Genomic DNA, 15,178 nt, shown 5'->3' with positions numbered 1-15,178 from the left:
TTATATCAATCCATGTTGGGTGCACTTACATCTTTTGGCCTCAGTGGGTCATTCTCAATACTAACTTTCATTTCTAAGATGTAAGCTTTTAATTTATTAACTATTTCTAGGTTGGTCTTACTGATTTCATTGACTTCAAAGCGGTCATTTTTAAGATTAAAAAGCTTGACTTTGCTAACATTATAATCGGTAATTATTTTCCAATCACCATCGCGTGCTGCATAAAAATAGCCTTCTGGGTCGTCTGCTGGCCGAGTTTCAAAAGCCCAAAATAGTGGTTTGTTCCTAACAATTGTTTTTTTCTTGAACAATGGAGATATGTCTATGCCGTCGATTTCTCTGTCTTTCGGAATTGGAATATTTAACATCGAAAATAAAGTTGGAAAAAAATCATAACCATGTATAGGTTCTGAGGATACCAATCCAGGTTCAATTAAGCCCGGATATCGAATAATGGCAGGAACGTGAATCCCACCTTCATAAAGGTCAGCCTTCCTGCCACGGAAGCCACCTGTACTTCCGTTAAGATTTATTTCATAGAATTTTCTCCATTGATTTGTTACGGGGCCATTGTCACTGGCAAAAATGACAATCGTATTTTTATCCAGCCTTTTTTTGTCCAAATAATTCAATATTCGTCCGATTTCGGAATCCATAAATGAGATATTGGCGTAATATTCGCCCGGGCCGTTATCTTTTAAATGTTCAAGATCAATTTCCTCTTTGATGTATTTACTGTACTTTTTGAGATATTTTAGAGGACTTGCAATTTGCCCATGTACCTCATTCATAGGTAAATAGAGAAAGAAGGGTTTATTCTTATCTCTAGTTTCTAAATATTCTAAGGCCTTATTCACAACAATTGTCCCTGAGTATCCTTCAATTTTTCCCAGAGGTTTCCCATCTTCGTAGAAGTTGATCGGATCTTTGTGGTTTGGTATTGCAAAGGCATGTAAAGCCATCCACTTGTCAAACCCAGCGTCTTTTGGCTGAGAATGTGATTTCTCGTTTAAACCACCATTTAAATGCCATTTTCCAGAGAGAAAACATTGATATCCATTGTTCTTCAAAAGATTCCCCATTGTTATTTCATTCTGGCGTAAGTAAACATTATCTCCTTCCGGAATCCAGCTCTGTATACCTAAACGATATGGGGTTCTTCCTGTAAGCATGGATGATCTTGAAGGCGAACATAGGGGTGATGGACTGTAAAAATTCGTGAATTTTATTCCTTGCTTAGTGAATTTGTCAATGTTAGGTGTTTTGGCAATTAAATGTCCATAATTCGCTAAATCTCCAAAGCCAAGGTCATCAATCAAAATGAAAATTACGTTCGGCTTTTCTTGTTGGGCAAACAATTCAAAATTCGTCAAACCCAATAGAGTAAAAACTAATACTATTATTTTCAAATTTCTCATATCGGACAATATTTTAGGCCAATCCCAACGCAATTTTCATCATGTCATTGAAAGTATTTTCTCTTTCTTGTTGCGAAGAAGCCGTTCCAGTGATGATGTTGTCGCTAACGGTCAATAGAGCCAGGGCTTTTGCACCAAATCTTTTGGCTATGGTAAACAATATTTGTGATTCCATATCTACACCCAAAACACCGTGCTTTTGCCATACTTCCCAACGATTGGGTTCTAAGTCATAAAAGGTATTTGTACTAAAAACTGATCCAGTGTGTGTCTTGATTTTGAGTTCTTTTGCTAATTCATATGCCTTGTAAAGTAAATCAAAATCTGCAGTGGCTGCATAATGCATTCCTTTGAATAATAAGCTATTAGCGTCAGAGTCGCCAGAGGCACTCATGGCCAATATAACTTGTCCTAAATCAAGTTCGGGCTGAATAGATCCGCATGTACCTACACGAATTAAGTTTTGGCATCTATATGTATTTATCAATTCGTGAATATATATTCCCGCACTTCCCATGCCCATTCCGGTGCCTTGTATGGATACTTTTTGACCTTTGTAATTGCCCGTAAAGCCGTACATGCCACGTACTTTGTTGTAACAAACTACATCAGTTAAGAAATTTTCAGCTACAAATTTGGCTCTTAATGGATCGCCTGGTAACAGCACGGTTTCTGCAATTTGGCCAATTTCAGCTTCTAGGTGTAAACTCCTCATTATTAAATTTTAAGTTTTATTGATCTTAATTATTGCGGTTAAAAATAGTATTTTCTGTAAATTAAACCAGAACAAATATAAGTAAGATATCGATAAGATTGGCTTTGAGATTGTGGATGTTACAAAAAACTTGGAATTATGCTCCTATATTCTAGAGGGAAAGGATAATGTCTTAAAGCTCATGGCTGAAAAGGTTCAATCATAATGGTAGATTCTTTATCCACAATTACTTGACCATCAGGAAGTCCTTTGGGTTTTCTTACGAATTTTTTTTGAGTCAAAATAACCGGAACAACACTTTCATTTTTTCTTTTTGAATAGTATGCTGCCAAACTAGCCGCAAACTCTATAACATGATTGGGTAGATTATCTTTGTTTTTTCGTTTTATAACTACATGCGAGCCTGCACAATCGCGTGCATGAAGCCAATAATCCTCCTTTTGGGCGTGTTTTAGGGTTAGGGTATCGTTATTTTTAGAGTTTTTTCCTACCAATATTAAGTTCCCTTCAAATATATATTCTCGAAATAAACTTTTAGGACTTTCAATTTCATTTGTCTCTCTCTTTTGTACTTTAACTAATCCCTTAAGTTCTTTAAAGTTCACAGTAGAATTGACCGCTTCGATTCGAGTTTCGAAGTTCAAAATTTTAGAAATTGCATTTTCTATATTTTTCTCAATAGCATTTACCTCTTGTTGCTCGTTTTTGCTTTTTCTAAAATAGTTTTCAGCATTTTTTTGTGGAGAAAGGTCTGCCTTTAGCTTAATTTTTATAGGTGTATTCGTATAAAAATTCAAAAGTTCGATTTCGGTAATTCCCTCATTTACAGCGTGTAAATTAGCCATCAAAATATTGGCTATAATTTCTTTTGATAGCCCAGTCTTTAGGTTTTCTAGTTTCTCTTGGGTGTTTTTTAGGTAAGCTTCAGTTTTAGATTTTTCTTTTTCAAGACTTGTCAAGAGCTGTTGCTTTTGGTGGGCAAAAGAATATTCTTTCTGATAAAAAAGATAAAAAGCATTGGTAGATTCTAAAGCATTGTTAAACTTATACTTGTAATCCTCAATCGGAAAAATACAAAGACTTGGGATTTCGTTAAGATAACCAATATAAAATTCAGGTTTTTCGGCTTTTCTAAGAAATTCCTGGATAAAGCTCCATTTCTCTTCGATTGACGCATCCAGAATATTAGAATCCAGATAAGTGAAGAGGTTTTTGCCAAATGTAAAGAATACTTTTCGGTAATTTCCTTTATGATTTTGGAAGTTTTGAAAACCTAAATCAGCGACTTTTTCAAAATCCGAAATACCTAATGTCTTGTCAGATGCAAGTGAATTATTGAAAATGGCAATCTGTTCTGAAAAGTGATAAACCAGTAGATTCGGCCTGTTTCCAAACAACTTAATAATTAATAAATATTTGTCCTCTAATTCTATTTTTATTGCTCTCTCATTCTCAAAAATTGCAATGTCTTGAACTTTCTTATGGTATATTTCTTCCCAAAGACTAACGGTGTTCTTTCTGGCCCTGGCAAACTCGCTTTGAGTAGTTAAGCAAGAAAAGTCCGGCTTCAGCGTACATTTTAAAAACGATTCTTTACCATTTTTCTCAAATCCAATTATGAGTTCGTCTTTTTCTTGACTAAAACATGCAACCAGTTCGGAATCCAAAAGCAATGCTTTTAATTCCTTAGCCAAATGTTTGAGAAAATGATAATTGTTATGCACCTATTTATTTGTTAATTGGTTAATGTGTTAATGGTTTTGAATAGTGCATGGCTTGCTGAGTATCTAATCCCTAAGGAATTAAAACATTGCCAAATTAAAAAACGCTCCTTCTTTCAAAGCATAATTTGATATTTTTATTTCGTTGATGTTATAGGTTTGCAAAACGAATTTAATAAGACAAACAGCCACTACAATCATATCCACTCGTAGCGGAATCATTCCGCCTATTTTCATTCTTTCTTCATGATTGGCAAATATGAGTTGCTCGAAGGCAATCCAAAACTCAGAAATTGGATAATCAAAACCAACAATGTCAGTAGGGGCGAAGTCACCAGTTTTTTTCCAAAAAAACATATCGTTCAAAGTGTCAAATGAACCCGAAGAACCAATTAGAACCTCTGGCTGGTATTGATGAACGGCGTTTGTAAGCGGCAAAAGTTCTTGACGGAGATATTCTTCAAGTCTACCCATTTCGGTTTGTGAAATCTTATCTTTTTTCATGAATTTTTCCATTAGTCGTTGACCGCCAATCTCGAAACTCCTTTTCCAAAGTATTTTTTCAGGATTACAAAGAATAAATTCCACACTGCCACCACCAATATCCACAATCAAGGCATTTTTGTCAATTTTCACAGCATTGCTGACACCTGTATATATTAACTCGGCTTCCTTGTTACCATCAATTACCGTTACCGTTATTTGGGTTTCATTTCTAACTCTTTCAACAAACGCTTCTTGATTGTTGGCGTTCCTTATTGCACTGGTTCCAAACGCAAATACATTAGCAAAGTCAACCTCAAATTCAATAAGCTTTTGTTTGAAAGTAGTCAAAACAGCTAAGGCTCTTTGTATTCCATCTTCAGTAATAATATTTTGATTAATACCGCCCTGTCCAATTTTCGAAGCTATTGAAGTCTTGAAAAGGATATTTTGTCCCTCAAAGATCATCAGATGAAAAGTATTTGTCCCTAGATCTATAATTGCTTTTTTCATGATTAGATATGATGAGTTTCGGACAGTCGCTCAATTCTGAATGCAAAATTGATTGAAAACAAAAAAGCCCAAACCATAGTTTGAGCTTAATTGTGATCCCAGCAGGATTCGAACCTGCGACCCACAGATTAGAAATCTGTTGCTCTATCCAGCTGAGCTATGGAACCAACTAAAATTCTGTTACGAAACAGAACTCTTGTAATTTAAAAGAGCAGCAAATGCTGCTCTTTTTTGTCGGGGTGGCAAGATTCGAACTTGCGACCTCCTGCTCCCAAAGCAGGCGCGATGACCGGGCTACGCTACACCCCGAGGTGCCTTCAAAATTTCAGCGGAGAGAGCGGGATTCGAACCCGCGGTACCGTTACCAGTACGTCAGTTTAGCAAACTGGTGGTTTCAGCCACTCACCCATCTCTCCGTCTCTCCGAAAAGGTTTGCAAATATAGACCCTTTTTTTTTATTAGCAAAACTTAAAATCAAAATAATCCTTGTTTTTCCCGATAAATAATCGTGTTTTGCCTTAATTTATTGAAAGATAATACTTTACTATTTTAACTTTTTTTTGATAATTTTTCTTTTTTTTGAATTTTCATAAAAATTAATTCAATTCTGGTATTTGGTGCATACTGTGACTTGTTGTTTTGTTGAAGGCTTTTGGATTTAGATATTTTCCCTTGTCTTTATCAGCTTTGTTTTGCTCAACTACAATCGGATTTTGTTTTGCAAATGCATCTTTTCGAGTACCAGTAACCTGCCAACTTACTTCCGTGTTGGCTAGGTCGGTTTTAATTTTAAAACTATTCCCCTTTATTTTTTCGAAAACTATAGCTTGTGCAAATTTACCAATGACGGTCAATTGGTATCGGAAGTTTTCGTTTAGTGCTTCAAAATAGGTTGGGAGTTGAACAACAGACTCTCCGTTGTTGTCGGTCGTGATGTTTCCATTGTAAATGTTCATCATTTCGGGACTTTCCACAAAACTATGGCTTAAGGTTTTGTTTTCTGGGTCAAGTGGATGGTCTATTTTGAATGTTCCACTACTTTTAGATAGAATACCATTTACATGAACGTTCCCTGAGAAGTAACCTGCGAAGTCTGTAATTGATGCTGTCTCACCTAATCCCCCATAAATGGCAATATTTTGAATACCTCCATCCGCAAAACCAAAAACGCCATAATTTTGATTGTTTCCGATGGCGTTACTAAAACTTCCAAACGCAGGTGCGTTTATTGTACTTACTCTTGAATAAGTTCCGATTCCCGATATGCCGTTGGCATTGTTTATTTTTGATAAAAAACCAAAAGATGAGGCCGAACCTGTTACTTTTGAGATATCAGCATAATAGCCATAGACCGCATTGGAGTTACTTGCATTCTGGATATTCGAATAATATCCATAAGATGGGGATGGAGAGGATGTTACTGTACTAACATTAGAGTAAAAACCAAAGTTAAGTAGGCCGCCACTAACGCTAGAGGTTGCACCATAGGTGGCACCTGCAGAAGAACTGGACTCTAATTGAAGACCATAGGATGGACCAAAACCCAGGTTCTTACTTTTTGCGGTCATTGCCGACGAGAATCCAGTGGTCTTTAAGAAACTGCTGGCTGCCACTCCGATTCCGTTTGCTTGACTGGTATCCGTCAATGAAGGAGAGCCATAAAGGCCAATATTAGTAACATTGTTGACTGATGAACCTGATCCTTCCATTTGTGACACCAAGCCAATTCGAGTGGTGTTTGAATTAACCTTTCCAACCCCATTGACTAAAACCCCGACGGCTGAGTTACCAATTTGGCTGATGTTATAAAGACTATCACCAATTCCTTTGACATGTAGTTTAGCATGTAATTTTTGTGTATTGGCTATTCCATAAATATTACATCCAATGCCTACGTTGCCGTTTGGTGTTAGAAAGAGATTATTTGTGTTTTTGAATTTATTGAATATTACGACTGGAGAATCTGAAAAATTCCCCATAAAAAAACCTTTGACGGTACTCTCACCTGCTTCGGAGTAGATAGCACTTACGTTATTTGATCCACCTATTGCAGAATCTATCAATGTTAGGCCAGATGATTCAGAGCCGCGATTATAAATGACTAGTTTATTACTTGGACCTGAAGGTGAGGACGGACTGTAATAGTTTCCCAATTTAAGATTTACTGGCCCGCTAGGGCTAAATTCAACGCTCTGCCCGTAAAGCATAGTCACAGTAAAATAAGTTAGGATTGAAAGTAGGATTTTTTTCATAGAAAACAATAATTTTAGGAAACACATATGGAAGTAATGCTTCAATAACAATGCCAATGAAAAATAACCAGTTGATAAGTCGATAGTTGGTCGAAAAGAGGTGAAAAGTGGTTGAGATGGTGGGGTTTTGATTACTTTTTTAGCCTTTCTGGGTTTTCTGAGAGGAATGCCGACCAACCTGATTTTTTGGAGTTGTTGCCCGTTAAGGCCTTGGTTTTGGCGTGCATAAAATGACAAACTGCCACTGCCAGTGCATCAGTGGCGTCTAAAGTCCTTTTTTCGAGGGTTTGATTAAATAGTTTCTCCAACATGTAGGCTACTTGTTCTTTGGAAGCATTTCCATTTCCAGTGACACTTTGCTTAACTTTTTTGGGTAAGTATTCCACTATGTTTATGTCTTTGGCCAAAGCCGCAGCCATGGCTACGCCTTGAGCTCTGCCCAATTTTAGCATAGATTGCACGTTTTCGCCATAAAAAGGAGCTTCAATGGCCATTTCGTCAGGAAGATACTCTGTTATAATTTGAGTGATTCTCTCAAAAATCTTTTTGAGTTTTAACTCGTGAGAAGCCAGTTTTTCTAGTCGAAGTACACCATATTGTATTATTTCGAGTTTCGAGCCTTTCACTGATATAACGCCGTAGCCCAAGATACGAGTCCCAGGGTCGATACCAAGTATGATTTTTTCAGTTAAATTTGCTTCCAAATTGCTTGAAATTGATATTGAATAACAAAAGTGAAAAGCTCTCCAATACTTTCTTCAGAAATACCAAGTTTCTGAAATTTGTGTTTTTGGTTTGTATAATGATTCTGTTGTTGCTGAAAATCAAAACTTTACATATAACAAGTGCTCTGTTCTTTGAAACATTAATAACTTTAAGGGGCAATTTAGCTTATTTTTTGGCTGCAATTGCACTACTTTTTCTGAATTATTTTTTTGAAATATCGAAATGGAATTTGTTGAGTACTCAGATAGAAGCACGGAGCTTTAGAGATTCTACTATTGAAGTTTTACGAGGACTAAGAGTAGGATTACTTACACCGTTTATGATAGGGGACTTTTTGGGTAGAAGTATTGATTTTAAAAAAGAACATAGGGCAGAAGCCATGGCCTTGAACATGTTTAATAGTGCTTGCCAGACTTATACTGCCATTGTTTTTGGTGGTATGGCTTTTTTGTTTTGGTGGAATTTGTCAACTGATAGCTTAAAAAATCTACTTATTTTCCCGAACATTTTACTGATAATTTCTACATTTCTAGGTTTATTTTTTGTGTTAAAAATTAAGTTTTCGTGGCACTTTTTGGCAAAAGGAAAAATCATTAGGCCGTATTTGGAGGCATCGAAAATGGATATAAATCTGAGTAATGTCCTAAGAATGAAGGTATTGATGCTTTCGTTTGGGCGAACTTTGGTTTATAACCTACAGTTTTGGTTGTTTTATATTAGTTTGGGAGTAGATTTGCCTAAAGTGATAATCTTTATCGGTGTGAATCTCATGCTGCTGGTAAAGACCGTAGGAGGCGGATTGAATGTCTTTGGAGATCTAACCCTGCGTGAGTTTATTAGCGTTCATTTTTTTGGAATTTATCATGCCAACGGTGGTCTCATTCTTATCGCTACTTTTGTGGTTTGGTTGATGAATATATTTCTTCCTGTCATTATTGGCTTATTTCTAAAACCGAAAATATGATATACTTGGCAGCCGGTTTTGTTGTTTTGTACTGTTTTTTACTTCTTATTTTCATAGTTATCTGGCTTTCCAATAATATCAAATATGTTACCTCAAATGTTACTTCGTTGACGGGAATTACCGTTATTGTTCCCGTCAGAAATGAAGTCAAAAACATCGCATTATTGATAGAAAGTATAGTTAAACAGAAGAATATTGTCTTGGAACTTATCATAGTCGATGACGCCTCGGTGGATGAAACGGTGAGAATAGCGGAAAAATATTTAGATAAACTTGATTTGAAAATTTTACATTTAACAGATGAAGAAAGAGGAAATGCTCCCAAGAAAAATGCAATTACAAAAGCCATGAATTTGGCAAAATATGACCTGATTTTCTGCACAGATGGTGATTGTATTCTGCCCGAAAATATTCTAAATCAATATGTACAGATGTTTCAAAATGAAAAGATTAAGTTCATTTCTGGCCCTGTTACATTTATAGAAAAGGGTCAAGGTTTTTTTGTAAGTATTTGGGAGAAATTACAAATTGTAGAGTTTGCCTCCTTGGTTGGAAGTGCGGCCGTTTCTATTTTTATGGGGAAACCTAATATGTGCAGTGGTGCAAATTTAGCTTATCGAAAGTCTACATTTTTAGAAGTGGATGGATATCAAGGCAATCTGAATTTGGCTTCGGGAGACGACGAGTTTTTGATGCACAAAATAGCCCAAAAATATCCTGACGGCGTATTATTTGCGAAGTCAAACGAGTGTATTGTGCAAACTACAGCCTGTGGAAACTTAAATGAATTTTATAATCAAAGAAAGCGTTGGGCGAGCAAATGGACTCATTATGAGTCTTTTGTGCCCAAATTACTGGCTGCATTTGTGTTTTTTGTCAATGTTTCTACCTTGTTTTTGGCTTTTACTTTTTCCTTTGAAATTCTAATAACTCGCTTGATATTAGAGTTTGTATTTTTGGGATTAATTCTTCTGTTTTTCAACAAAAATAGGGCTGTAGCATATATTCCTCTGGTTCAAATCATTTACCCATTTTATGTTATATTTTTTGGCATAGGTTCTATTTTTATTAACAAAACTTACACTTGGAAGCAAAGAAAAATGCAATGACTTGGTTATTTGAAATATTATTTCCGAGGTACGTTTGGAGAGTAAAAACTTCAGACAAAAAAATATATCTGACTTTCGACGATGGCCCGATTCCTGAAGTTACGGAATGGGTCTTGGAACAATTGCGTTTATACAATGCCAAGTCCACATTTTTTGTTGTGGGTGATAATGTTAGAAAATACCCTGAGATATTTCAAAAAATACTAACTGATGGACACTGTGTGGGGAATCATACCCAAAATCATATCAAAGGCTGGAAGAATGAAACTGATACCTACTTGGCTAATTTTCAAGAGTGTGAAAAGAGCATTTCGGAACTGAAACCGTCAGGCACAAACCTATTTAGACCTCCTTATGGACAAATTAAACGTTCGCAAGCAAATGAAATATTGAAAATGCATAAAATATTGATGTGGAGTGTTTTAACTAAAGATTATGAAGCTAACTTATCCGAGAGGAAATGTTTAAATAGAGCCATCCGTCAAACCCGAGAAGGTTCTATTGTCCTTTTTCACGACAGTTTAAAAGCCCAAAAGAATTTGTATTACGTTTTGCCGAGATTTTTAGAACATTTCTCTAAAAAAGGTTACGAGTTTTGTACCATTGAATGCTGAATTTCCTTATTCTCCAAATGGCAAACAAAGCCACAAAAATGGACAACACCTGCATGAATGCGAAGAAGTGCTGTTGATTTTGAAATGTAAAATAAGCCATCATAAAATGCCCCAAAAGCATAATTATCCAGCCAATGATTATCTTCTTTTTGGCCAGAAAAAATATGGCAAGAATAAAGTCCAGCGATATTGAAAACTCCAAAAAAGGACTGTTTTTGAGTACAAAATAGAGTAAAATCAGCAAAAGTGACATGACCAAATAAAGTAGGTTTTCGTGTTTTGCCTCTTCTTTATGATTGAGCAAGCCAAAAGTTTGTATAGCCATAAAACCAACTTCAAGACCCACCAAAAGATACATTTTTAAGCTAAAAAAGTAGAAGACTGCCAGAACAGAGGCTAAAATACCTATTTGCCAGCCTGATTTTTTGTTCAAGCTCAAAAGTACTTTGTTGATAAAATATAGCCCAGCAACCGCTATTTGAAGCATTCCATTGATTTTTTCTCAAAAGTAAGCATTAATTGAAAATTTCTTGGGTATCTATTTGCTTGATTTCCATTCTAATTTTATCCTCCCACTCTTTTTGCTTGGCTTTTACGAGGCTGTGGTTCGTCTCTTCGTCGTATTTTGTCTGCATGTTGTGGGTTGTTCTGTAAAACTCCAAATATTCGTATTGTATTCTACTAATGAGATCATCACGCGTTGGTTCTTTGAAAGTTTTTATTTTTTGTAAAAAACGAAGTGTATTTAAGTAACAAATATCAAAATGCAACTGTTCATGCGAAAGTGCATAAGAGGTTTTTATCTCGGGCTTCGCCCATGACATATTTTTGTCGGTGTAAACTTTTGGTGTTATTTCGGCAATGATGACATTGTTTTCAACAGTGAGTTTGCTATCAAACCCAAAACTGGTGAATATAGCTGCTCCATATTGGTGATTGTTTCTGACTGGGCCATTAAAGTCTGCCCAGGTAACCTTTCTTTGTTGGTAGTAAACGGTATCTATGGCCGGTTTTACATGAAACGAACGAATTATAACCTTAGAATCCGTTGCAAAAGCTTCCAAATTTGGCTTAGAATTTTTGATATAGCCAATAATGTATTTCAGGCCGTTGTCAAGCGTTTCAATGATCTGTTTTTCGACATTTGGAAGCATGGATGCTTGTAAAGTTCGGCTATATTTGGCGGAATTGCGAGAATTACATAACTTGGTGGACTTATCTTCATTCTCAAAATAAGCCTCAATTTCATAATTTATGTTGCCCGAAACGTTATTTGCATTACTCAGGGTTTCGTTTAGGCTTAAATTTTTAATTACGACCTTTACTTTTACATTTTTGCCAGTATTATACAGTTTATAGTAATTTTCTACACTGCCAGCAATGCTTTTTTGGAAACCAATGTTTTGCTTTTGTTTCTCGCTGGTGTAGATTTGGCCAATGAAATTCGATTTTGTGTCAAATTCGACACTTACGACATCAAAATCCACGTTTTTTATGCTTGGGTCTTTTTTGGGAGTACTCATATAATACTGACCCCAAGCCAGATTTTGGACATATAAAAATGAAATAAATAGGAGGAATGTTTTCAAATCAATTATCGGCTTCTTTTCTAACATTCAATAAACGTTGTAACCAGGCTTTCATTATTTCTTGCTCTTCTTTAGGGTCAACTTCTAATTTCGGAATGGCTTTTAGATCGGGTTGACCTGCATCTACCCAGGCCGTAAACCAAATATCGCTTATCATTTTTACCGAGGCCTTCATTTGTCTTTCTACTTGGTTATCAAGCATTTTGTGGTATTCTTTGGAGAAATTTCTGGAATAGGCTCGCACCGTAACGCCATTTCTTTCCTCTATCGTAAATTTCTTTTCTTCGTCTATTTTTTCAGTAAGCATTTTTTCAAAAAGCAGGACCGAATCCAAGGCGGCATTGGCGTTTAGAACCCCAGACCACGAGCGTTTTTGGATATTATTTTCATATTCGGCTTTTCCAATCAATAAATCATAATCTTTGCTATACAGTTCGGGTAATCGGGACTCCCAAAAACCGTGAATGCCTAACTGGTTGGTTAACTGTCCGTTATAGTTTCTTGTGGTATGCAGCGGAACATTGGAGTCGGCTATATAATGGCCCAAGTCCGTGGCAATTCGAAGAATATCCTTGTTGTCTTTTTTTAGAAAAGCCTGCGTGAGCTGAAAAGTCATCCTTTGAATCTGCCAAGGCACTATACCATGGGCTAGGAGGGAGTCCTCGCTGAATTTTTCCTTGGCCTGTGCCCAACTGAGTTTGGGTAAAATGACCCTGATAGAATCGGGATAATCGTCTAAATCTATAAAATGGCGTGGAGCTTCTCCGACAACGGCATAACGTCTTTGGTCGGGATTTACGGAGTTATCTGTCACATAATCAATGTTTTGTTTAAAGAAACCGAGCATTTCGTTTGGTAAACTGTACACGGCCAATCTGTTGATGAGGCTGTGGGCATAAAAACCCCAAACGGGCGGGTCTGTGGTGGGTTTAGGTGGAAAAAATACGGTGGAAATGGTAAGGTAAAAATTTAAAAGCATTGAGCAAAAATTTAGTTTTTCAAACCTAATAATTAATAGCTATAAATCTAAAATAATAATTGATAAATTTGTGAATTAACATAGTCAACAAATGAAAGACAGACTCGCTCGCTTAGGCATAAAAGACATAAATTCAGGGATTTCTACAGTATTATACCATTGGAACGGACAAGGAGAATTGATAGATTCGTTCTCTCCAACAAACGACAGTCGCATAGCTTCGGTAAATTTGGGTTCGGCTGATGATTTTGAGAAAATTCTTAGCATCGCACAATCTGCCTTTTTAGAGTGGAGAACTGTTCCTGCCCCCAAAAGAGGCGAAATAGTGAGACAAATGGGTGATTCTTTTCGTGTACATAAAGAGGATTTGGGCCATTTAGTGAGTTATGAAATGGGTAAAAGTCTTCAAGAGGGCTTGGGCGAGGTTCAAGAAATCATCGATATTTGTGATTTTGCCGTGGGTTTGTCACGACAACTGTATGGCCTCACCATGCACTCGGAGCGGCCGCAACACCGCATGTATGAGCAATGGCATCCTTTGGGAATTGTCGGTATCATTTCGGCTTTCAATTTTCCTGTGGCGGTGTGGTCATGGAACGCTATGTTGGCCTGGGTTTGTGGCGACGTATGCGTGTGGAAACCTTCTGAGAAAGCACCGCTTTCGGCTATTGCCTGCCAAAATATCATAGCCAAAGTATTGAAAGACAATAATGTATCAGAAGGTGTATCCAGTCTGATAGTGGGTGATAGAAACATTGGCGAGTTGATGTCCAAAGATGCCCGAGTGGCTTTGGTTTCGGCTACGGGAAGTACACGTATGGGCAAGGCGGTTGCACAAAATGTGGCTGCCAGACTAGGCAAAAGTTTGTTGGAATTGGGTGGCAATAATGCCATTATAGTTACCGAAAATGCGGATTTGAAATTGGCTGTGCCGGCCATAGTTTTTGGTGCAGTAGGCACTGCTGGTCAAAGATGTACTTCTACAAGACGTCTGATTGTACATAATTCACTCAAAGACAGATTGGTGGAAAGTTTGGTTTCGGCTTATGGCCAAATGAAAATTGGTGATCCACTGAACAAAGAAAATCATATCGGGCCTTTGATAGACGAAGCTGCGGTAGAAATGTACCTCAACGCCATCACCAGTGCCTTGAACAACGGTGGCGAGCTGAAATATGGTGGAAATCTCTTGACAAATTTGGGCAAATGTTATGTAGAACCTACGATAATTGAAGTAAAAGAACAAATAGAAGTGGTTTGTAATGAGACCTTTGCACCGATTCTTTATGTAATGGCTTACGAAACATTAGAGGAGGCCATAACCTTACAAAATGCTGTACCTCAGGGACTTTCATCAGCTATTTTTACCAATAATATGCAAGAATCAGAGTGGTTTTTGTCAAATGCGGGTTCGGATTGTGGAATTGCCAACGTAAACATCGGAACCTCTGGAGCTGAAATTGGTGGTGCTTTTGGTGGTGAAAAAGAAACCGGAGGTGGCCGAGAAAGTGGCTCAGATGCCTGGAAAGCCTACATGCGTCGCCAAACCAATACTATTAATTATGGAAAATCTTTGCCTCTGGCTCAGGGGATTAAGTTTGATTTTTGAGAGCGATTTAGAATGGTGTATATTTATAAAATGTTGCCAAATGAGCAATTTTGATTCCGCAATGGTGGTTGAACCATCATAGAACTGACTAAAAACTAATTTTAATAATTGCTAGGTTTATCCAATTTTCAGTTTTTTATCAAACAGCTAGATGTTTGCTATTCGTACTTTTTACTCTGGGAATTTTTAACTCTGCTAGCCTTTTTTTATCAGCCTTTATGAACTCACTAATTTCATTTTTTTGCTTGTCTGTTAAGGGTTTTCCGTTTATCACTAAGTCCACTCCCTCTGGTTCTTTTATGTATCCCATAACTATTCGTTTTTAAAGTATTTATCAATTAAGTTGTTAGTGGTGGCCGAGAAAGCGGCTCAGATACCTGGAAAGCCTACATACTTAGCCAAACCAACTCCATCAACTACGAAAAACTTTGCCGCTTGTTCAGGGGATTAAGTTTGATTTTTGAGGTTGAAATGATAATTGGTTAT

The 15,178-nt window shown here is 36.9% G+C and carries 14 protein-coding genes and 3 tRNA genes; 4 read left to right on the top strand and 13 right to left on the bottom strand.

Annotation, left to right across the window (positions count from 1 at the left end; all coding sequences use genetic code 11):
* Positions 1–5 precede the first annotated feature (5 nt).
* From EGI31_RS10585 to ruvC, 9 genes are all read right to left on the bottom strand, one after another.
* Complete coding sequence (locus EGI31_RS10585) at positions 6–1,418, bottom strand: sulfatase family protein (protein WP_255037204.1); 1,413 nt, start codon at positions 1,416–1,418, stop codon at positions 6–8.
* A gap of 13 nt (positions 1,419–1,431) precedes the next feature.
* Positions 1,432–2,133 carry a purine-nucleoside phosphorylase gene (gene deoD / locus EGI31_RS10580; RefSeq protein ID WP_255037203.1) on the bottom strand — a complete coding sequence of 234 codons (702 nt, stop codon included), beginning with the start codon at positions 2,131–2,133 and terminating at the stop codon, positions 1,432–1,434.
* A gap of 179 nt (positions 2,134–2,312) precedes the next feature.
* Complete coding sequence (locus EGI31_RS10575; protein WP_255037202.1) at positions 2,313–3,857, bottom strand: NFACT RNA binding domain-containing protein; 1,545 nt, start codon at positions 3,855–3,857, stop codon at positions 2,313–2,315.
* A 78-nt stretch (positions 3,858–3,935) separates the two neighbouring features.
* Entirely contained in the window at positions 3,936–4,850 is a 915-nt protein-coding gene (locus EGI31_RS10570; protein ID WP_255037201.1) for a Ppx/GppA phosphatase family protein, read from the bottom strand.
* 93 nt (positions 4,851–4,943) lie between these two features.
* Positions 4,944–5,017 (bottom strand) — tRNA-Arg (locus EGI31_RS10565).
* Between the two features lie 67 nt (positions 5,018–5,084).
* Positions 5,085–5,159, bottom strand: a tRNA-Pro gene (locus EGI31_RS10560).
* Positions 5,160–5,179: 20 nt separating this feature from the next.
* Positions 5,180–5,266, bottom strand: a tRNA-Ser gene (locus EGI31_RS10555).
* Between the two features lie 180 nt (positions 5,267–5,446).
* Positions 5,447–7,102: an autotransporter outer membrane beta-barrel domain-containing protein gene (locus tag EGI31_RS10550; RefSeq protein WP_255037200.1), complete on the bottom strand. Its 1,656-nt coding sequence runs from the start codon at positions 7,100–7,102 to the stop codon at positions 5,447–5,449.
* Between the two features lie 131 nt (positions 7,103–7,233).
* Positions 7,234–7,806 (bottom strand): crossover junction endodeoxyribonuclease RuvC, encoded by a 573-nt coding sequence (ruvC, locus tag EGI31_RS10545; RefSeq protein ID WP_255037199.1) that lies wholly within the window; start codon positions 7,804–7,806, stop codon positions 7,234–7,236.
* A gap of 17 nt (positions 7,807–7,823) precedes the next feature.
* On the opposite strand from ruvC, the gene EGI31_RS10540 reads away from it, so the two are divergent.
* From EGI31_RS10540 to EGI31_RS10530, 3 genes are read left to right on the top strand one after another with little or no spacing between them, the layout of a single operon-like run.
* On the top strand, positions 7,824–8,792 hold the full coding sequence (locus tag EGI31_RS10540; protein WP_255037198.1) for a lysylphosphatidylglycerol synthase transmembrane domain-containing protein: 969 nt from the start codon (positions 7,824–7,826) through the stop codon (positions 8,790–8,792).
* Positions 8,789–9,901, top strand: a complete 1,113-nt coding sequence (locus EGI31_RS10535) for a glycosyltransferase (protein WP_255037197.1) — start codon at positions 8,789–8,791, stop codon at positions 9,899–9,901. Before EGI31_RS10540 ends, EGI31_RS10535 begins: the two co-directional genes overlap by 4 nt.
* On the top strand, positions 9,877–10,515 hold the full coding sequence (locus EGI31_RS10530; RefSeq protein ID WP_255037196.1) for a polysaccharide deacetylase family protein: 639 nt from the start codon (positions 9,877–9,879) through the stop codon (positions 10,513–10,515). The genes EGI31_RS10535 and EGI31_RS10530 overlap by 25 nt, the downstream gene beginning before the upstream one ends.
* Here EGI31_RS10530 and EGI31_RS10525 read toward each other — a convergent pair.
* The 3 genes from EGI31_RS10525 to EGI31_RS10515 form a co-directional block, all read right to left on the bottom strand.
* Positions 10,478–11,002 (bottom strand): nicotinamide mononucleotide transporter, encoded by a 525-nt coding sequence (locus EGI31_RS10525; RefSeq protein ID WP_255037195.1) that lies wholly within the window; start codon positions 11,000–11,002, stop codon positions 10,478–10,480. The genes EGI31_RS10530 and EGI31_RS10525 overlap by 38 nt on opposite strands.
* 28 nt (positions 11,003–11,030) lie before the next feature.
* A complete protein-coding gene (locus tag EGI31_RS10520; protein ID WP_255037194.1) occupies positions 11,031–12,038 on the bottom strand; it encodes a hypothetical protein in 1,008 nt (335 codons plus the stop codon).
* A 67-nt stretch (positions 12,039–12,105) separates the two neighbouring features.
* Positions 12,106–13,083: a zinc dependent phospholipase C family protein gene (locus EGI31_RS10515; protein ID WP_255037193.1), complete on the bottom strand. Its 978-nt coding sequence runs from the start codon at positions 13,081–13,083 to the stop codon at positions 12,106–12,108.
* A 91-nt stretch (positions 13,084–13,174) separates the two neighbouring features.
* Between EGI31_RS10515 and amaB the strand changes: the two genes are divergently transcribed.
* Positions 13,175–14,692, top strand: coding sequence for an L-piperidine-6-carboxylate dehydrogenase (gene amaB, locus EGI31_RS10510; protein WP_255037192.1), 1,518 nt, complete (start codon positions 13,175–13,177; stop codon positions 14,690–14,692).
* 139 nt (positions 14,693–14,831) lie between these two features.
* Here the strand turns inward: amaB and EGI31_RS10505 are convergent, their stop codons facing one another.
* On the bottom strand, positions 14,832–15,002 hold the full coding sequence (locus EGI31_RS10505; protein ID WP_255037191.1) for a hypothetical protein: 171 nt from the start codon (positions 15,000–15,002) through the stop codon (positions 14,832–14,834).
* Positions 15,003–15,178 lie beyond the last annotated feature (176 nt).

The organism is Lacihabitans soyangensis (assembly GCF_024343775.1).
GTDB classification, from domain to species: Bacteria; Bacteroidota; Bacteroidia; order Cytophagales; family Spirosomataceae; genus Leadbetterella; species Leadbetterella soyangensis.
This window is presented reverse-complemented; position numbering and strand designations above follow the sequence as displayed.